At 65.6% G+C, this 18,592-nt stretch carries 18 protein-coding genes; 4 read left to right on the plus strand and 14 right to left on the minus strand.

Annotation, left to right across the window (positions count from 1 at the left end):
• Positions 1–50: 50 nt before the first annotated feature.
• The 14 genes from dhaK to EOA49_RS09015 all read right to left on the minus strand — a co-directional run bounded on the left by dhaK (position 51) and on the right by EOA49_RS09015 (position 12,709).
• Positions 51–1,037 carry a dihydroxyacetone kinase subunit DhaK gene (gene dhaK / locus EOA49_RS08950; RefSeq protein WP_127239911.1) on the minus strand — a complete coding sequence of 329 codons (987 nt, stop codon included), beginning with the start codon at positions 1,035–1,037 and terminating at the stop codon, positions 51–53.
• Positions 1,038–1,062: 25 nt separating this feature from the next.
• A complete protein-coding gene (locus EOA49_RS08955; RefSeq protein ID WP_067324262.1) occupies positions 1,063–1,494 on the minus strand; it encodes a hypothetical protein in 432 nt (143 codons plus the stop codon).
• Between the two features lie 7 nt (positions 1,495–1,501).
• Positions 1,502–3,076 carry a phosphoenolpyruvate--protein phosphotransferase gene (ptsP, locus tag EOA49_RS08960; protein WP_164746685.1) on the minus strand — a complete coding sequence of 525 codons (1,575 nt, stop codon included), beginning with the start codon at positions 3,074–3,076 and terminating at the stop codon, positions 1,502–1,504.
• Positions 3,077–3,117: 41 nt separating this feature from the next.
• Complete coding sequence (locus EOA49_RS08965; protein WP_067324266.1) at positions 3,118–3,420, minus strand: HPr family phosphocarrier protein; 303 nt, start codon at positions 3,418–3,420, stop codon at positions 3,118–3,120.
• 19 nt (positions 3,421–3,439) lie between these two features.
• Entirely contained in the window at positions 3,440–3,829 is a 390-nt protein-coding gene (gene dhaM / locus EOA49_RS08970; protein ID WP_067324268.1) for a dihydroxyacetone kinase phosphoryl donor subunit DhaM, read from the minus strand.
• Positions 3,829–4,428: a dihydroxyacetone kinase subunit DhaL gene (gene dhaL / locus EOA49_RS08975; RefSeq protein ID WP_127239913.1), complete on the minus strand. Its 600-nt coding sequence runs from the start codon at positions 4,426–4,428 to the stop codon at positions 3,829–3,831. The genes dhaM and dhaL overlap by 1 nt, the downstream gene beginning before the upstream one ends.
• A 10-nt stretch (positions 4,429–4,438) precedes the next feature.
• The gene (locus tag EOA49_RS08980; RefSeq protein ID WP_127243124.1) at positions 4,439–6,079 is read right to left on the minus strand and encodes a dihydroxyacetone kinase subunit DhaK; all 1,641 of its coding nucleotides are present in this window, start codon (positions 6,077–6,079) and stop codon (positions 4,439–4,441) included.
• A gap of 52 nt (positions 6,080–6,131) precedes the next feature.
• Entirely contained in the window at positions 6,132–7,145 is a 1,014-nt protein-coding gene (locus EOA49_RS08985; RefSeq protein ID WP_127239915.1) for an ABC transporter ATP-binding protein, read from the minus strand.
• Positions 7,138–8,244 (minus strand): ABC transporter ATP-binding protein, encoded by a 1,107-nt coding sequence (locus EOA49_RS08990; RefSeq protein WP_127239916.1) that lies wholly within the window; start codon positions 8,242–8,244, stop codon positions 7,138–7,140. The genes EOA49_RS08985 and EOA49_RS08990 overlap by 8 nt, the downstream gene beginning before the upstream one ends.
• Positions 8,245–8,246: 2 nt before the next feature.
• A complete protein-coding gene (locus EOA49_RS08995; protein WP_067324278.1) occupies positions 8,247–8,453 on the minus strand; it encodes a hypothetical protein in 207 nt (68 codons plus the stop codon).
• Entirely contained in the window at positions 8,450–9,400 is a 951-nt protein-coding gene (locus EOA49_RS09000; RefSeq protein WP_067003501.1) for a carbohydrate ABC transporter permease, read from the minus strand. Before EOA49_RS09000 ends, EOA49_RS08995 begins: the two co-directional genes overlap by 4 nt.
• Positions 9,397–10,344 (minus strand): sugar ABC transporter permease, encoded by a 948-nt coding sequence (locus tag EOA49_RS09005; protein WP_095777045.1) that lies wholly within the window; start codon positions 10,342–10,344, stop codon positions 9,397–9,399. Before EOA49_RS09005 ends, EOA49_RS09000 begins: the two co-directional genes overlap by 4 nt.
• 101 nt (positions 10,345–10,445) lie before the next feature.
• The gene (locus tag EOA49_RS09010; RefSeq protein WP_095782297.1) at positions 10,446–11,777 is read right to left on the minus strand and encodes an extracellular solute-binding protein; all 1,332 of its coding nucleotides are present in this window, start codon (positions 11,775–11,777) and stop codon (positions 10,446–10,448) included.
• Between the two features lie 242 nt (positions 11,778–12,019).
• Positions 12,020–12,709 carry a PIG-L deacetylase family protein gene (locus EOA49_RS09015; protein ID WP_127239917.1) on the minus strand — a complete coding sequence of 230 codons (690 nt, stop codon included), beginning with the start codon at positions 12,707–12,709 and terminating at the stop codon, positions 12,020–12,022.
• Positions 12,710–12,732: 23 nt separating this feature from the next.
• Between EOA49_RS09015 and EOA49_RS09020 the strand changes: the two genes are divergently transcribed.
• The 4 genes from EOA49_RS09020 (at position 12,733) to EOA49_RS09035 (ending at position 18,392) form a co-directional block, all read left to right on the plus strand.
• On the plus strand, positions 12,733–13,623 hold the full coding sequence (locus EOA49_RS09020; RefSeq protein ID WP_127239918.1) for a DMT family transporter: 891 nt from the start codon (positions 12,733–12,735) through the stop codon (positions 13,621–13,623).
• Between the two features lie 52 nt (positions 13,624–13,675).
• Positions 13,676–16,138 (plus strand): ATP-dependent helicase HrpB, encoded by a 2,463-nt coding sequence (gene hrpB / locus EOA49_RS09025; protein ID WP_127239919.1) that lies wholly within the window; start codon positions 13,676–13,678, stop codon positions 16,136–16,138.
• A gap of 257 nt (positions 16,139–16,395) precedes the next feature.
• Entirely contained in the window at positions 16,396–17,721 is a 1,326-nt protein-coding gene (locus EOA49_RS09030) for an ActS/PrrB/RegB family redox-sensitive histidine kinase (protein ID WP_095824307.1), read from the plus strand.
• A gap of 107 nt (positions 17,722–17,828) precedes the next feature.
• On the plus strand, positions 17,829–18,392 hold the full coding sequence (locus EOA49_RS09035) for an ActR/PrrA/RegA family redox response regulator transcription factor (RefSeq protein WP_040974834.1): 564 nt from the start codon (positions 17,829–17,831) through the stop codon (positions 18,390–18,392).
• The last annotated feature ends 200 nt before the right edge of the window (positions 18,393–18,592 follow it).

Here is an 18,592-nt window from a genome sequence, read left to right on the forward strand (position 1 = left end):
CAATATCGCGAACAACAGGCGACCATGGTCGCAGAAAAGCCCGCGCGACGCTACATCCCCCAGCGCAGCGCCGCCGTGTGCACCGGAGCGTCCCAAAGCGCCGTCGTCTCATCCTCGAGCACCGTCAGCGTGATCGAGCAGCCTGCCATGTCGAGCGAGGTGACATAGGAGCCGACCAGCGAGCGGGTCACCGTCACGCCTCTCTTCTCGAAGATTTTTCGCGCGCTGTTGTACATCAAATAAAGCTCCATCGACGGCGTGCCGCCGAAGCCGTTGACGAAAAGAAGCGCCGGTCCCCTGGCGCGGTCACCAAGATCGCCGAGGATTGCCGTGCAGATCTCCTCGGCGATGGCGTCGGCACTCTTCAGCTCATCGCGCCGCCGGCCGGGCTCGCCATGGATGCCGACGCCGAATTCCATCTCGTTGTCGCCAATGTCGAAGGTCGGCCTGCCCGCAGCCGGCACCGTGCAACTGGTCAGCGCCACGCCCATCGAGCGCGTCGCGGCGTTGACGCGGTCGCCCAGCGCCTTGAGCTCGGGCAGTGGCATGCCTTGCTCGGCCGCGGCGCCGACGATCTTCTCCACCACCAGCGTGCCGGCCACGCCGCGCCGACCGGTGGTGTAGGACGAATTCTCGACCGCGACGTCGTCATTGGTCACCACCTGCAGAACGCCGTCCGACATTTCGGCGGCCATGTCGAAATTCATCACGTCGCCTTCATAGTTTTTGACGATAAACAGGCAGCCGGCGCCGGTGTCGACGGCTTGCGCGGCCGCGAGCATCTGGTCGGGCGTCGGCGAGGTGAAGACCTGGCCGGGGCAGGCGGCGTCGAGCATGCCGTGGCCAACCAGCCCGCCATGCAGCGGCTCGTGGCCGGAGCCGCCACCCGAGATCAGCGCCACCTTGCCCGGTTTCAGCGTCTTGCGGCGAACGAATTTGTGCTCGTCGCCGATCGCGAGGATGTCGGAATGCGCGGCGACGAAGCCATCGAGGCTTTCGGTGAGGACCGTGTCCACCGAATTCAGAAACTTCTTCATGGCAGTCCTCCCGAATAGAGATCGCTCAGCCGCTGCCCCTGCCGGCGATGCTGGTGATCTTCTGGATGAATTCGTTGATCGCTCGGTCGAGCGCTGCGTTCTGCTTGTCGTCGCCGAAATCCGGCACGATGAGCGAGACGTGGCGCGTCTTGCGCGGACCCGAAGCCGCCGGCAGCTTGCCCGGATGCGCCTGGTGGTAGGCGGCCAGGAACTGGTCGCGCTCGGCCGGGCTGAAATGGCAGACGGAAAAGATAGCCGGCAAATGCTTCGACGGGATCGGGATCGAATAGGCCGGGCTGGAGATTTGCGTGACGAAACTGCGATGCTTGCCGAGCGCATCGGCAAGTCGCTGGCGCATGCCGGAAGGCCGCTGGTCGATGACTTGCGACAGGATGGTCTTATACGCGCGGATCGCGTCTTCCGCGCCGGCTTCTTGTATCTTGGCTGGCCTGGCCATGCTGTGCTTACACCGGGACGTCCGCTATGGCCGCCTTGGCCATGGCGAGTTGCGCCGGAGACACCGATAGGTCGCGCAGGCCGGCCTCAATCAGCGCCGGAATGGCGGCCGGATCGCCGCCCGCATCGCCACAGAGGCTGACCGGAATTCCTTTCTCGCGCCCGAAGGCCGCGACCGAAGCGATCAGCCGCATCACAGCCGGATGGCGGACAGCGTTGAGATGTGCAACGGCGGCGTTGTCACGCGCGGCTGCCATCACATATTGCGTCAGGTCGTTGGAGCCGATCGAGAAGAAGGCAACGTCGGCAAAAGCCTCCGGCGCGATGGCCACCGAAGGGACCTCGACCATGATGCCCAGCGGCGGCAGCTTGTGCGCAACACCGCGCGACGCGAGAGCGGCCTCCTCCTCCGCAAACAACGCGGCGGCCTGCCTGTGCTCTTCGGCCATGGCGATCATCGGAAACATCACCTTCAGATTGCCGTGGACGGCGGCGCGCAGCAATGCCCGGATTTGCACCCGGAAGATGTCGCTCCGCGCCAGCGACAGCCTGATACCGCGCAGGCCGAGAAACGGGTTGGTCTCCTCGACGGTGAAGTCGGGGATCGGTTTGTCGCCGCCGGCATCGATGGTGCGGATGGTCACCGGTTTTTCTCCGGCCCATTCCAGCACCTTGCGGTAGGCTTGGTACTGTGTCTCCTCGTCCGGCAGGGCCTTGCCGAACAGGAATTCGGTGCGCATGAGCCCGACGCCATCACAGGTCGCAATGTCGATGCCGTCGACATCGGAAGGGTAGGCAATGTTTACCTGCACCCGCACCGACGTGCCGGCCTTGGTCGCCGCCGGCTGGGCGAGAAAAGTCTGCGCCTGGCCTTGTCGCGCCGCGAAGGAGGAGGATGATTGCCGGAACGCCTCGATCTCCTTCGGCGAGGGCGAGAGCACGATGCCGCCATGCTCGGCGTCGAGCAGCGCGTTTCCGGTGGGCTCGTCCGCAAAGGCACCAATCCCCACCACCATCGGCACGCCGCGCGAGCGTGCCAGCATGGCGACATGGCTGGCGGTGCTGCCGGCCTCGAGCGCAATGCCGCCGCCTCTGCTCCAGTCGGTTTCGAGGAAACGCGTCGGCGCGATGTCCAGGCCATAGAGGATGGCGCCGAGGGGCGCCGCGGTCTCGCTATCCTCGCTCAGCGCTCGCAGCACCTGGTCGCGGATGTCGCGCAAGTCCGAGGCGCGTGCCCGGAAATAGTCCTGGTCGGACGCCTCATAGCCGGCGATCTCGGCATCCAGTGCTTGCCGCCAGGCAGCGTCGGCCGGCTCTCCGGAGCCGAGCGCCGCGAAGGCGGGCGCGCTCAGCGCGACGTCCTCCAGCATGGCGATGTGGAATTCGAGGATGCCGGCGGCATCGCCATCGGCCGTCTCGACAAGCGAGGTCAGCCGGCTCACCGCCCTGCCGATGGCCGCCTTCAGCGCTGCTTTCTCCTCCGCCTCGCTCGCCTTGGCCACATAAGCAGCCGGTGGACGGTCGAGGTTGAACAGCGGCCCTTCGGCGTAGCCGGGAGAGGCAGGGATGCCCTCAATCCGCATGGCCCGCATTCCTTGCGGATTGAGAGGGCGGCAGACCCGGCTCAAGCGGAGCGGGCATGATCCGCATCCTCGTCGAAATCGCGCTGCACCAGGCCGACCAGCGCTTCGACCGCGTTGCTTGCGCCGTCGCCTCGCGCCCTTATGTGCAGCACGGTTCCTTTCGGCGCCTTGGCCGCCATGACCTTGACGATGCTCTTGGCATCGAACCAGGGGCCGTTGGCGGCGACTGCCACCTCCACCTCGGCCGTGAACGACTTGGCGAGCTTGGTGAACTTCACCGAAGGGCGCGCGTGCAGGCCCACCTCGTGGGTGATCAGAACCGTGGCTTCGGCGGATGCGGACATTCAGTCGATTCCCGTTCACTCACGACGGCGACAATTCATGCGCCGTCGCCACCACTTCCTTGAGCGATGCGCCGCCGGACGATTCCGTCGCCGCCATCACCGCACCCTCGACGATCGGCGCATTGCAGACGACTATTCTGCGGGATCGCGGCTCGCCGATCATTTCGACCGCCATCTCGCTGTTGGTCTCGGCGCCGCCGAGATCGACCAGGATGGCGACGCCCGCTTCCGACCAGGCCTTGTCGATCGCGCCCATGATCGCCTCGACGCTGGTGCCGAGCCCGCCATGGCCGTTTCCGCCGCACCATGCAAGCGGCACTTCGTCGCCCACCATCTGGCGCACCATGTCGGCCGTGCCTTCGGCGACAAGCGGCGAATGCGAGACGATGACGATACCGACATTGCTCATCAAGAACCCTCGATCGCTTCAGCGACTGCGCGCACCAAGAGCGCGGTCGAGCGCGCCCCGGCGTCCATATGCCCGATCGAGCGCTCCCCCAGGAAAGAGGCGCGCCCACGCAAGGCCTTCATCGGCACGGTGGCTTCGGCCGCCTTGTCGGCAGCGTCTGCGATTGCGGCAGCCGTCTTGCCCTGCGCCAGTGCCTCATACACCGGCTGCAGCACGTCGAGCATCGTTTTTTGCCCCGGCTGCGATTTGCCGCGCGCCGAAACCGCCTCGATCGCCTTACCCAGCGCCGCTGTCAGCGCGGCGCGGTCGGGCGTGCCGGACAGTTCCTTGCCGAGCGCCATGAACAGAGTACCGAACAAGGGCCCGGAGGCTCCACCGACGGTCATCACCAGCTTGGTGCCGACCGCGGTCAGCGCGTCCGGCAGCGGTTTTGCCGCGATTGCGGCCTTTTCGGCGCGCACCGCATCGAAGCCGCGCTTCATGTTCAGACCATGGTCGCCGTCGCCGATCGCCTGGTCGAGCGCGGTCAGCTCGTCGGCATGCGCCGCGATCGTATCCGCAGTCGCCGCGATCAATTGTGAGAAATCGGATGCGGCCATCGCCTGTCCTTCATGCCGGGGCGAACATGGCCACCACGGCCGCGAACGCCTCGGCAACTGCAAACGCGCCCGGATCCGCTATGTCAAGCTGGCGGCCGATATAGGCCGAGCGACCGGCCTTCGCCTTCTGCATCGCCACCGTCGCCTGCGCGCCGCTCCGCGCGGCCGAAGCAGCCGCCTCCAGCCCGTTCGTGTCGAGCGCCTTCAGAGCCGGCTCCAGCGCGTCGACCATTGTGCGGTCGCCGAGCTTCGCGCCGCCGTAGAAGGTCATGCGGTCAAGGCCGGCGAGCAGCGCCTTGCTGAGCGGCGCGCCGCCGTTGAGCGACTGTGCGGCAGCCGTGAAGAAGATCGACAAAAGCACGCCGCTGGAACCGCCCATGGAAGTTCCCAATGTATCGCCGATTGTGGCGAGAGTTGCGGCCTTGTCCGCAAGCGGCAGCGTGTCGACGCGGTCGAGCACGCTGCGTGCGCCGGTCGCCACCGTCGATCCGGTGTCGCCGTCGCCGGCTTTGGCGTCGAGGCCATTCAGAGCCTCCTCGAGCGAGATCAGCTTCTCGCAGACCGCAGCAATCAGCCGCTCGGCGCCGGCGTCACGGCTGGCCGCCTTGGCGATGTCGCAACCTGCCGGCTGGGCTGTGGCCACCACGACCGGCGGGCGAACCGGCCTGGCCGGCAGCCAGGCATGCGGGCCGACCGGCGCCAGCAGCGCCGCCTCGCGCTCCGCCTCGAGCCTGATCAGCGACAGCGAAAACCCGTTCATGTTGAGCGCGGTCATCAGATGTCCGGGACCGATCGTCAGCCTCACCGCCTTTGCCAGCGGCGAGGCCAGCACGGCATTGGCGATCAACGACATTTCGAGCGGCGGTACCGATCCGAGATTGTTGATCAGCAAGGCATAGCGGCTGCCGGCATCGAGCCGGGCCGCGAGGCGGTCGGCCATGATGGCGACGAGCGCACTGGCGCTCTGCAGGGTTATGCGCTCCACGCCCGGCTCGCCATGGATGCCGAGACCGAGCTCGCCATCGCCGGCGCCGAAGCGGTCCTCGTGGGTCTGGCCGGGGATCGAGCAGGAGGAGAGCGAGATGCCGAGCGAAACAATATCCTTCGCCGCCGCCTGCGCTGCCGCCGCGACCGAGGCTAGGTCATGGCCGGATTCGGAAAGATGTCCGGCGATCTTGTGCACGAACAGCGTGCCGGCGATGCCGCGCGGCTGTGCGATGTCGGGCAGCGCGATGTCGTCGCCGACGATCACCATGTCGACCGCGAAGCCCTCGGCGCGGGCCTTTTCTGCGGCGAGGCCGAAGTTGAGGCGGTCGCCGGTGTAGTTCTTGACGATCAGCAGGCAGCCGGCCGGCCCGGTCGTCGCGCGGATCGCCGCCAGCACCGCCTCGACGCTCGGCGAAGCAAAGATCTCGCCGGAGACAGCCGCCGTCAGCATGCCGGCGCCGACGAAGCCCGCATGCGACGGCTCGTGCCCCGCGCCGCCGCCCGAAACGACGCTGACCTTCGCCTTGTCCCAGTCGGCGCGCAACACCACCTTGATCTCCGGATAGCCGTCGAGCCGCGCCAGCGCCCCGGAGCCGGCAGTGGCCAGATAACCGTCCAGCGCTTCGGTAACGATCGAGTCCTTGCGGTTGAAAAAGTGCTTCATGGATTTCGTCCAGTCCGTATCTGCGGGTCGTCAAAAAGTGCGGATGCGCCGGCTACATCAATCTGTGCCCGTCCGACCCAAAATAAAGCGGCGAGCGATAGCGGACCGTCACTCTGTCCCCCTTTGCGAGCGGCGTGTCGGGATCGGTCAGCGTCACCAGCTTCTTGGCGCCCACCGTGACATGCAGATGGTTCTGGTCGCCGAGATGCTCGACCCAGTCGACGACGCCGTCGGCATGGCCGTTCGCCGCCTTTTCGATCGCGAGATGTTCGGTGCGCGCGCCGATCGTCGTCGTGCCGGTTGGCGCGCCGCCGTCGGGCAGCAGCCCTGCCGGCAGAAGGTTGATCGCCGGCTGGCCGAGGCGGGCGGCGACATGAAGGTTTGCCGGCTCAGAATAGATCGCGCGGGGCGTGCCGATCTGCACCACCACGCCCTCGGAGAGGATGCCGATGCGGTCGGCCATGGTCATGGCCTCGATCTGGTCATGCGTGACATAGAGCATGGTGGCGCCGAGCTCGGATTGGATGCGCTTCAGCTCGAGCCTGAGATCGGCGCGCAGCTTGGCGTCGAGCGAGGACAGCGGCTCGTCCATCAGATAGATCGAGGGCTTTCGCACCAGCGCGCGGCCGATGGCGACGCGTTGCATCTCGCCGCCCGAAAGCCTGGTCGAGCGGTTGTTGAGCTTGTGGTCGATGCGCACCATCCGCGCGACTTCCTCGACGCGGCGGCGGATTGCTTCCTCCGGAAAACGCCGCGCCGGCGAGCGCAGCGGGAAGGCGAGGTTGTCGAAGACCGAAAGATGCGGGTAGAGCGAATATTGCTGGAAGACGAAGGCCGTGTCGCGCTCGGCCGGCGACAGCCCCGTCGCATCATGGCCGCCGATGTAAATCGTGCCGCTGTCCGGCCGCTCGAGCCCGGCGATCAGCCTGAGCGTCGTCGTCTTCCCGGCGCCGGTCGGCCCGAGCAGCACGACGAACTCACCGTCCTTGATCTGCAGGTCGAGATCGCTGACCGCGACTGTCTCGCCGAAGCTCTTGGTCACACCCTGAATCTGGACGTCAGCCATGGCGCGCCTCCACTGCCTGATCGTACATGGCGGTTTTCACCGCGCGTCCAGTGCCTTTCTCGAACAGCGACAGCCGCGTGCTGCTCAATGCCAGCCCTACCTGTTCGCCCGTATTTAGATGGATTCCGGCCGGCACCCGGGCCTTGATGATGCCGTCAGCCGTCTCCACCGCGACGATCTGCGTGGTGCCGAGATATTCGGTGCCGTAGATCGCGCCGCGCAGCTTCGAGGCATCGTCGAAGCGGATGTGCTCGGGGCGGATGCCAAGCGCCATGTCGGCCGGCGCAATATCCTCGCGCACTTCCGGGACCGTCACCCTGGCGCCCTGCACGACGATCTCCTTCGCACCCTTCGCGAGCCCACCGCCGAAGCGCAAGAAGTTCATCGGCGGCGAGCCGATGAAATCGGCGACGAAAATCGTGGCCGGCCGGTCGTAAATCTCGCGCGGGCTGCCGAACTGCTCGATGACGCCGTGGTTCATCACCGCTATCTTGTCGGCCATCGACATCGCTTCCATCTGGTCGTGCGTGACATAGACGGTGGTGGCGTGGATGCGGTTGTGCAGCTCGCGCAGCTCATGCACCATCAAATCGCGGAACTCGGTGTCGAGGGTTCCAAGCGGCTCATCCATCAGGAAACATTTCGGTCGCCTGACGATGGCGCGGCCGAGCGCGACGCGTTGACGGTCGCCGCCGGCAAGACCGGAGACCGACTTGTCGAGCAGGTGGTCGATGCGCAGCAGCTTCGCGGTCTCCTCGACGCGCGCGCGGATCTCGGCCGACGCCATGCCTTGCGCCAAGAGCGGGAAGCCGATGTTCTTGCGCACATTCATATGCGGATAGAGCGCGAAGAGCTGGAAGACGAAGGCGATGTCACGCTCGCGCGCCCGGCGCATGGTGACGTCCTCGCCGCCGAGCAGGATCTTGCCGCCGGTGGGCAGTTCGAGGCCGGCGATCATGCGGAGCGTCGTCGTCTTGCCGCAGCCCGACGGCCCGAGCATGACGAAGAACTCGCCATCCTCGACGACGAAATTGGAATCCTGCACGGCGACGAACTCGCCGAAGGCCTTCCTCAGATTCTGAACACGGATCTCGGCCATTTTTATTCCGGGAATTTCGAGACGACGATGAACATGGCGGTGCCGGCGAGCATGGTGACGAAGGAATAGCTGTAGAGCGACAGCGCCAAAGGCTGGAACAGCATCAAAAAGCCGATGGCGATGATCGCCGTGGCGATGTTTTCCATCAGGCCGCGTCTTGCCCAGACGGGCCAACGCGATTTGCGTTTTGCAGGCTGGATTGTGCTCATTTGCGCACCGCGCCGAAGGTGATGCCGCGCAGCAATTGCTTGCGGAGCAGGATGGTGAAGACCAGGATCGGCACCAGGAAGATCGTGGTGCCGGCGGCGACTGCCGGCCAGTCCTGGCCGCCTTCGCCGATGATGGTCGGGATGAAGGGCGGCGCCGTCTGCGCCGTGCCGGAGGTCAGAAGCGCGGCGAACGCATATTCGTTCCAGGCAAAGATCAGGCAGAAGATGGCGGTCGCGGCAATGCCGGTGGTCGCCTGCGGCAGCACCGTGCGCCAGAAGGCCTGCAGCCGCGTATAGCCGTCGATCATCGCCGCTTCTTCGTATTCGCGCGGGATCTCGTCGATGAAGCCCTTGAGCAGCCAGACCGCCAGCGAGACATTGACCGCGGTGTAGAGCAGGATCATGCCGAGCGCGGTGTCGGAGAGGCCGAGCTCGCGGTACATCAGATAGATCGGGATCGCGACGGCGATCGGCGGCATCATGCGCGTCGACAGGATGAAGAACAGGAGGTCGTCTGCCAAAGGCACCTTGAAGCGCGAGAAGCCGTAGGCCGAGAGCGTGCCGAGGAACACCGCGCAGAAGGTCGAGCCGAAGGCGATGATCAGCGAGTTGACGAAGCGCGGCAGGAAGTTCGACGGGCCGGCGATCACCATGTTGCGCTTGCGCACCGTCTCGTCGCAGAAGCCGGTCGCCGGTCCGAGCGCGTTGATGTATTCTGGCGTCTGCCTGGTGCGGGTCGTGAACAGGTTGCAGTAGCCTTCGATGCTAGGCTGGAAGACGATCTTCGGCGGATAGGCAATCGAATCCGGCGGCGTCTTGAAGCTGGTGGCGAAGATCCACAAGAGCGGCACGATCGAGATCAGCGCGTAGCCGACGACGAGCACGCCGGCGATCCGCTTCGAGTTCGTCGAAGGTGCGACGACGGAATGGGCGGCGGTCAGGCTCATCTCTGCTTCACCTTGTTGAGTGCCTTGACGTAGATGTTGGCAAGGCCGAACACCGCGACGAACAGGACGATGGCGAAAGCCGAGGAATAGCCGGTGCGCCAGCTTTCGAAGGCCTGCCGCTTCAGCGTGATCGAGGCGACCTCGGTGGTCGAGCCCGGTCCGCCGCCGGTGAGCAGGTTGACCATGTCGAACATCTTGAAGTTCTCGATGCCGCGAAACAGCACCGCCAGCATGATGAAGGGCAGCGCCATCGGCAGGGTGATCGACCAGAACTGCCGCCAGTTGGAGGCGCGGTCGACCTCGGCCGCTTCATAAATGTATTCTGGTATGGAGCGCAGGCCCGCGAGGCAGATCAGCATCACGTAAGGCGTCCACATCCAGGTGTCGACGATGATGATCGCCCATGGCGCCAGCTCGACGTTGGACAGCATCTGGACATTCGTCGGCGGGATGCCGGTGAGGAACGAGACGGCGTAGGCGAACAGCCCGATCTGCGGCTCGTAGAGGAAGCGCCAGAAATTGCCGACCACCGCCGGCGACAGCATCATCGGCACCAGGATGATCGTGGTCCAGAAGGCGTGGCCGCGGAATTTCCGGTCGATCAGCCAGGCGAGCGTGAAGCCGATCACCGTCTGCAGCAGGATGGTCCAGAAGACGAAATGCGCCGTCGTCTGCATGGCGATCCAGATATCCTGGTCGCCGAGGATGCGCCTGTAGTTGGAAAGCCCGAGATTCTTGACCACTTCGTTCGGGCGGTTGGCGCGGTAATTGGTGAAGGAGAGGTAGATCGCCCAGAACAGCGGGAAGATGTTGATGGCTAAAAGCAGAAGGATCGTCGGCGAAATGAACAGCCAGGCGAGGCCCTTGTCGCTGATGCCTCGGATCTTCTTGGCCAACGGCTCGGGTGTGGCCCGTGCAGCGTTGTCCGCAGTCCGATTGAGCATGGTTAGTCCTGCATCGGTCACTGGTCAGCCTCGGCGCTGGAATTTATCTGAACTGCGTCCCGTGCCAAGGCGGCACGGGACGCACCTGCTCGGGAGGAGCCTTACATCTTGCCGTCGTCCTGGAAGATCTGCGTCCAGTCCTTGACGAGGCCGTCGAGCGCATCCTTGGCCGAGCCCTGGCCGGCGACGACATAGTCGTGGAAGCGCTTCTGCGAGGCCTGCAGCAGCGGCGCGTAGCTCGGCTCTGCCCAGAAGTCCTTCACGATCGCCATGGAGTCGAGGAAGGCCTGCGCATAGGGCTGGCTGGACGGGAACTTCGGATCCTTGACGACGGAATTCAGGCAGGAATAGCCGCCGAGCGACCACCACTTGGCCTGCACGTCCTTGTTGGCGAACCACTTGATGTACTTCAGCGCCGATTCCTGCTTGTCGGAGTAGGAAACCACCGAAATGCCCTGGCCGCCGAGCTGCGCGAACTGGTCGCCGTCGGGACCTTTCGGATTGGCGAAGTAACCGATCTTGTCGCCGCCGACATTCTCGTCCTTCTGCAGGCCGGGCCAGGTGAAGGCGAAGTTCATGTGCATTGCCACCTGGCCGGATTTGAAGGCATCGACGCCTTCGCCCATGTAGCTGTTGGAGGCGCCGGGCGGCGTGCAGCAATCATAGAGCGCCTTGTAGAATTCCAGCCCCTTCACCGACTTCTCGGAATTGACGAAGCCGTCCATCTCATAGGGCTTCTTCGGGTTCTCATACTGGAAGCCGTAGCTGTAAAGCACGTCCATGGCGCCCATGGTGATGCCTTCCGAGCCGCGCTCGGTGTAGATCGAGGCGCCATAGACGGTCTTGCCGTCGATCTGCCGCTTCTGGAAGAACTCGGCGATCTGCCTCAGCTGGTCGAAGGTCGTCGGCGGGGCGAGATCCCAGCCATACTTCTCCTTGAACTCCTTCTGCAGTTCCGGCCGCGAGAACCAGTCTTTGCGATAGGTCCAGCCGACCACGTCGCCCATGGCCGGCAGCGCCCAGTAGTTCGGCGTGTTCTTCGGCCATTCGGAATAGCCGACGACGGTCGCCGGCACGAAGTCGTCCATGCTGATCTTCTCCTTGTCGAAGAAGTCGTTCAGCTTGACGTAATGACCGTTCTCGGCCGCGCCGCCTATCCACTGGCTGTCGCCGATGATCAGGTCGCAGAGCTTGCCGTGTGAGTTGAGCTCGTTAAGGAAGCGGTCGGCATAGTTGGTCCACGGCACGAATTCGAACTTCATGCCGATGCCGGTTTCCTTGGTGAAGTCCTTGGACAGTTCAACCAGCGCGTTGGCCGGATCCCAGGCCGCCCAGCAAAGCGTCAGGTCTTCCGCATGCGCCGCGTTCGAGACGGCGGTCGACGCGAGTGCCGCCGAGGCCAGTCCCAACGCCAGTTTCAAGGTCGATTTCATGCCTTACCTCCCATTTGCGAAACGCGTCCGGATGACGGTTTCAAAAGCCTCAACCTCGCTCCTCCGAGGGCCTGAACACGGCGCTGCGCCGTGCTGCCGATGTTTAGTAATTTTGTTTAGTGATGCTCTTTTTACTAAACAACGCAAGCGAATTCGTTGCTGCGCCGCAGCATGACGAAGGCGGTGCTTGAAATCGTTGGGGAATAACTGTTGGTGCCTTGGCGGCTCGTAGCTTCAGCCGGCTACTTGACGCTCTTCGGGCCCACCGTGACCGGCCGGATCCGCGGCGCCGGAGGCAGCAGCTCGCGGATGTCGGCAAAGGGGAAGACGGGCTGGAACCGAAACGCCTCGGCCAGCGCGCCGGGCGCGCCGTTGCATTGGCCGGCGCGGAACGCGTTCTGCATGCGTGCACCGTTGAGATAATGCTCGGGCCCCTGTGAGCGATGCGCGAGAATCGCCTGCCCCTTGAGGTCCCAGTGGCTGGAAATGTCGACGTAATGCGTCGGCGAGAAACCTGTGCCGCCCAGCGTGTCGGCATGCAGCACCGGTACCTCGAAGGACACCGCGATGCGCACGCCATCGGACAGCGCGCGGTGGTCGCCGTGATAGTCGTTCGGCGCATGCGTGATCGCGAGGTCCGGTTGCACCTCGCCAATCAGCGCCTTGAGTGTGTCGATCAATGCGGCATCCGCAACCAGCGCCCCGTCGGGGAAACCGAGGAAACGCGGTGTGACGCCGAGCAGGCCGGCCGCCTCGGTCGCTTCCTCGCGCCGCGTTTTGACAAGCGACTTCGGATCGCCCTTGCCGCCCTTGGCTCCGTCCGTGGCTATCGCAAAAGTCAGCTCTGCGCCTAGCGCGGCATAGGCGGCCAGCGTACCGAACATGAATATCTCGATATCGTCGGGATGAGCCCCCAGCGCCAGTATCTTCACTTCTTTTCTCCCGGATATGGAACGTGCCGAACGGAATCCTGCTCGCCCTCATCGCCTATGCAAGCTATTCGTGGAGCGATGCCGTCATCAAGAGCCTGGGCGGGCAGTTCACCGTCTTCGAGATCGGCTTCTTCGTAACCTTGTTTGCCGGCTGTTTCCTGTTCTTCACAAGGCCTGCCGATGAGCGCTGGCGCGACTTCTGGCGCACCAGCCGGCCCTGGGCCGTGCAGGCCCGCGCCTGGGCGGGCATCGCATCGGGGGTGCTCAGCGTCTATGCCTTCACCACCATCCCGCTGGCGGAAGTCTACGCGTTGATTTTCCTGGCGCCCTTGTTCGTCACCATCCTCTCCACTCTCATCCTGAGGGAGAAGGTTGGGCCGTGGCGATGGCTTGCCGTGGTCGCCGGATTTGCCGGGGTCATGCTGGTCGTCAGGCCGGGTTTCCGCCAACTTCATCTCGCCCACCTCGCGGCCTTCGCCATCGCCTTTCTTGCCGCTACCAGCGTCATCCTGATGCGGTCGCTGGCGCAGCAGGAGAAGCGCACGACGATGCTCGGCGTGCTTGTCGGCTATGGCCTGCTGTTCAATGGCCTCGGCGTGGCGGCAACGTCCTTCACCTTGCCGGATGGCAGGCAGCTGATCTGGCTGGTCATGGCCGGCGCCTTCACCGCCGGCGGTCAGCTGTTGCAGCTTCTCGCGGCCAAATACGCGCCTGCCAACCGGATCGCGCCGACGCACTATTCGCAGATCGTCTGGGCGGTGGTGCTGGGCTCGTTGTTCTTCCAGGAAGATCCCGACCTGCTGACGCTGGCCGGCCTTGCAGTGCTCGGCGCCTCGGGTCTGCTGACCATGGTTCGCGAGGAGGTACGGCTGGGCACCGTGCGCTGGAACCCGTTCACGCGCACCAGGCTTTAGGCAATTCCGGGACAGGTTGCGTGCTCACCGTGGCCGCTGATATGCGGACGCCATGAACAGAGGAAATTTGCCGGAACTCCCGGTATCGGGCGTGCTGCCGGCGCTCGGCGAGGCGCTCGCCGGGCGCAACAGCGCCGTGCTGGTGGCGCCGCCCGGTGCCGGCAAGACGACGCTGGTGCCGCTGGCGCTGCTCGACGCGCCCTGGCTCGGCGAAGGCAGGATCGTGCTGCTGGAGCCGCGCAGGCTGGCAGCCCGCGCCGCCGCCCGTCGCATGGCCGAGCTTGTCGGCGAGGAGCCGGGTGGTACAGTCGGCTACGCGATGCGCATGGAGAACCGCACTTCAGCGCGGACAAAGATCCTCGTCGTCACCGAAGGCGTGCTGTCGCGCATGATCCTCGACGATCCCGAACTGCCCGGCGTTGCGGCGGTAATCTTCGATGAATTCCACGAGCGTTCGCTCGACGGCGATTTCGGCCTCGCGCTGGCGCTCGATGTTCAGGGCGCGCTGCGGCCGGATCTGCGCCTGCTGGTGATGTCGGCGACGCTCGACGGCGCGCGCGTCGCAAAACTACTGGCCGGGGCGCCGGTGGTCGAAAGCGAGGGCCGCGCCTTCCCGGTCGACATCCGCTATGACGAGCGGCCGGCCGGCATGGCGGTCGAGGACGCGATGGCCAAGGCGGTTCGCTCGGCTTTAGCCGCCGAGCAGGGCAGCGTGCTCGCTTTCCTGCCCGGACAGCGCGAGATCGAGCGCACCGCAGAGCGGCTAGAAGATCGCCTCGGTGCCGATACCGACATCGTTCCGCTCTATGGCCAGTTGGACAACAGGGCGCAGGATGCCGCGATCAAGCCGGCGCCGCTTGGCCGCCGTAAAGTGGTGCTGGCGACCTCGATCGCGGAGACCTCGATCACCATCGACGGCGTGCGCGTCGTCATCGATTCCGGCCTGTCGCGCCTGCCGCGCTACGAGCCGGAGAGCGGCCTGACCCGACTGGAGACGGTGCGCGTCAGCAAGGCTTCCGCCGATCAGCGGGCCGGCCGCGCCGGACGAACGCAGCCGGGCGTCGCCATCCGACTGTGGCGTGCCGAGCAGACGGCGGCGCTGCCCGCCTTCACACCGCCGGAAATCCTCGAGGCTGACCTTTCCGGCATGTTGCTCGACTGCGCCGCTTTCGGCGTCGCCGATCCGTCGAGGCTGTCCTTCCTCAACCCGCCGCCGGCGCCGGCGCTCAACGAAGCGAGGGTATTGCTCAAAGCGCTGCATGCAATCGATGACGCCGGCCGCTTGACGGAGGCGGGCGCGGCGATGCGCAAGCTCGCTCTGCCCGTGCGGCTCGCGCATATGGTGGCCGAAGCGGCTGAGATCGGGCAGGCGCAGGAAGCGGCGATGCTTGCCGTGCTTTTGACGGAGCGCGGGCTTGGCGGCGACAGCGCAGATTTGGAACGGCGGCTGATCCGCTTCCGCGCCGAAAAATCGCCGCGCGCCGGTGCCGCCCGGCAACTTGCCGCACGCCTGGCCAAGCAGGCAGGCGGGGCAAGGGCAGACTCGCCAGCCGCGCCCGGCGCCTTGCTGATCCATGCCTGGCCGGATCGTGTCGCCAGAGCCCGCGGCGAGCGCGGCCGCTTCGTGCTCGCCAACGGTTCCGGCGCGATGGTCGATGCTGCCGATCCGCTTGCCGGCGAGAGCTGGCTGGTCGTCGCCGATCTGCAGGGCAAGGCGCAGAATGCCCGTATCACCGCCGCCGCGCCCGTCGACGAGGCCCTTATCCGCACCGCGCTTGCCGACCGCATCGAGACGAAGCGCGAGACGAGTTTCGACCGCGAGCGCCGCGCCGTGCGCGCGCGCGAGACCGCTCGCCTTGGCGCCATCACCCTTTCCGAGCGCATGCTGCCCGCACCTTCCGGTGTTGAGGCCGATCGGGCCATGCTGGACGCCCTGCGCGAGCACGGCCTGTCGCTGCTCGACTGGGGCAAGGAGGCGGAAACGCTGCGCCAGCGGCTCGGCTGGCTCTATCGCGGCCTCGGTTCTCCCTGGCCCGACGTCTCGGACCAGGCGCTTCTCGACCGTCTCGACGACTGGTTGCTGCCTTTCCTTGCCGGCGAGGCCTCCTTCGCGGCGATCAGGCCGACGGCGCTTGCGGCGGGGCTGATGTCGCTGGTCCCGCACGACCTGCAGCGCGAGGTCGACGCGCTGGCGCCGACCCATTTCGACGCGCCCTCGGGCAGCCATGTGCCGATCCGCTATGACGGCGAATGGCCGGTGCTGGCGATCCGCGTGCAGGAGCTGTTCGGTCTCGATCGCCATCCTTCGATCGCTGGCGGTAGGGTGCCGCTGACTCTGGAGCTCTTGTCGCCGGCGCACCGCCCGATCCAGACGACGCGCGATCTGCCCGGCTTCTGGCGCGGCTCGTGGGCGGATGTGCGCACCGATATGCGCGGCCGCTATCCCAAGCATGTCTGGCCGGAAAACCCGCTGCTGGCGGCCGCCACCAGCCGCGCCAAGCCGCGCGGGACATAGGTTCGTGCCGCTTTCGGCGGGCCATTCGCGTTAGTGGGCAACGCGCGTTGGCGATTGGCGCAAACGCCCATCACTTCGTCATCCTAGGGCCTGCGATCCGCTTCGCGTCGCTCCGCCCGTGGATGACGAAATCGCGAGGGGCCTCGGCCAATCATCAAGCCCTCATGATGGTGAACCGAAACAACGGCCGCTGACCGGTCAAGTCGCCGTCACAGCGCTACTAGCGCTCACCCTCCTGCGGCTATAATCGTAAGTCGATGATCAATATTCTGCGCGCGCCCGATTCCCAGCAGAGCCAGCGGCTGCGGCTCAACACGCTGATCCGCCTGCGCTGGCTGGCCATCGTCGGCCAGAGCATGGCGGTGCTTGTCGTCGCCTACGGGCTGAAATTCCCGCTTCCGGTCTCGCTGTGCTTCGCGCTGATTGCCTGCTCGGCCTGGATGAACCTCTGGCTCACCTTCCGCTATCCCGCGGCGCATCGGCTGACCCCGCTCTCGGCCTTCGTCATCCTTACCATCGACAGCCTGCAGCTCGCCGGCCTGCTCTATATGACTGGCGGCCTGACCAATCCGTTCTCGGTCCTGCTCTCGGTGCCCGTCGTCATTTCCGCCGCGTCGCTGCCGCTGCGCCTCACCGCGGTGCTCGGCGCGCTGGTTATCGCGGCGGCCACGCTGCTTGTGTTCTTCCATCTGCCGCTGCCCTGGTACGAAGGCGCGCCGCTGTCGATGCCCTTCATCTATGTCGCCGGCATGTGGATGGCGGTGTTCGCCTCGATCGCCTTCACCGCGATTTACGCCTTCCGCGTCGCGGCCGAGGCACGCCTGCTCGCCAACGCGCTCGCCGCCACCGAGCTGGTGCTGCAGCGCGAGCAGCATCTTTCGGCGCTCGACGGCCTCGCGGCGGCCGCCGCGCATGAGCTCGGCACGCCTTTGGCCACCATCACCGTCGTCGCCAAGGAAATGGAAAAGGCGCTGGGAGAAGATCCGAAATTCAGCGAGGACGTGAAGCTGCTGCGCTCGCAAAGCGAGCGTTGCCGCGAGATTTTGAAGCGGCTGACCAGCCTGTCCTCGGAAGGCGAGGCGCATCTTTCGCGCCTGCCGCTGACCTCGCTGGTCGAGGAAGTGACGGCGCCGCACCGCGACTTCGGCATCTCGATCCGGTTGCGCCCCGGCGAGCGCATCGGCCCGGAGCCGGTCGGGCAGCGCAGCCCCGGCGTCATCTACGGGCTCGGCAATCTGGTCGAGAACGCCGTCGACTTCGCCAAGAACACGGTCACCGTCAGCTGGAACTGGGACGGTGAGGAGGTCTCCTTCTCGATCATTGACGACGGGCCGGGCTTCCCGCCGGAAATCATCGACCGCATCGGCGAGCCCTATATGTCGACGCGCCAGGGGACGGAGGCCGGCGGCGGCCTCGGGCTCGGGCTTTTCATCGCCAAGACGTTGCTGGAGCGCTCGGGCGCGACGATCGATTTTCGCAATTCGAGCGGGCTCGGCGAGGGGGCGGTGGTGCAGATCACCTGGCCTCGCGGCGTCTTCCTCAATCCCGAGCATGCCCCGGGCACCGCATTCGACAATGCGTGAGCCTATGCATTTGGCGCATGGCAGCTTTGTTGCCGGGTGTAAAAATTGGACATTGCTGTTGCAGAATTGTATCTGCGTAAAAGTAAGGCAGTAGGATGCTGACGCAAATGAGCGCAGAAGAACCCACCGGCGCAATGGTAGAAGGCGAGGACACCTCGCTGCTGATCGTCGACGACGACAAGCCATTTCTCACCCGGCTTGCCCGCGCCATGGAAACCAGGGGCTTCGCGGTCGAGACGGCGGAAAGCGTGGAAGAGGCCGTCGCCAAGGCGCGCGCCCGCCCGCCGGCCTATGCGGTGGTCGACATGCGGCTCGGCGACGGCAACGGCCTCGACGTGGTCGCCGCCATCCGCGAGAAGCGCGACGATTCCCGCACCATCATCCTGACCGGCTACGGCAACATCGCCACCGCGGTGACGGCGGTGAAGCTCGGCGCTGTCGACTACCTGTCGAAGCCCGCCGATGCCGACGACGTCTTCGCCGCGCTGACCCGCACCGCGGGCGAGCGGGCAGCACCCCCGGAAAACCCAATGTCGGCCGACCGCGTGCGCTGGGAACATATCCAGCGCGTCTATGAAATGTGCGACCGCAACGTCTCCGAGACCGCGCGCCGGCTCAACATGCACCGGCGCACCCTGCAGCGGATTCTGGCAAAGCGGGCGCCGCGGTAACCTGCTTAAACGCGCGTACGGTGCTGCCGATGGCGAGTGTCGAAGGCAGCGCTGGCTGCCGCCTAGCAACGCTGGCGATTGGCGAAAACCGCGATGAGAGCGCCCCTCTCCCCGTCATACGGGGAGAGGATGCCGGCAGACAGGTGAGGGGCGGCGCCGGCGCTTGCAAGGAGGGCGACGGTGGCCGACCGGTCCATTGC

It is taken from the genome of Mesorhizobium sp. M1A.F.Ca.IN.020.04.1.1 (genome assembly GCF_003997315.1).
In the GTDB taxonomy this organism is placed as follows: Bacteria; Pseudomonadota; Alphaproteobacteria; order Rhizobiales; family Rhizobiaceae; genus Mesorhizobium.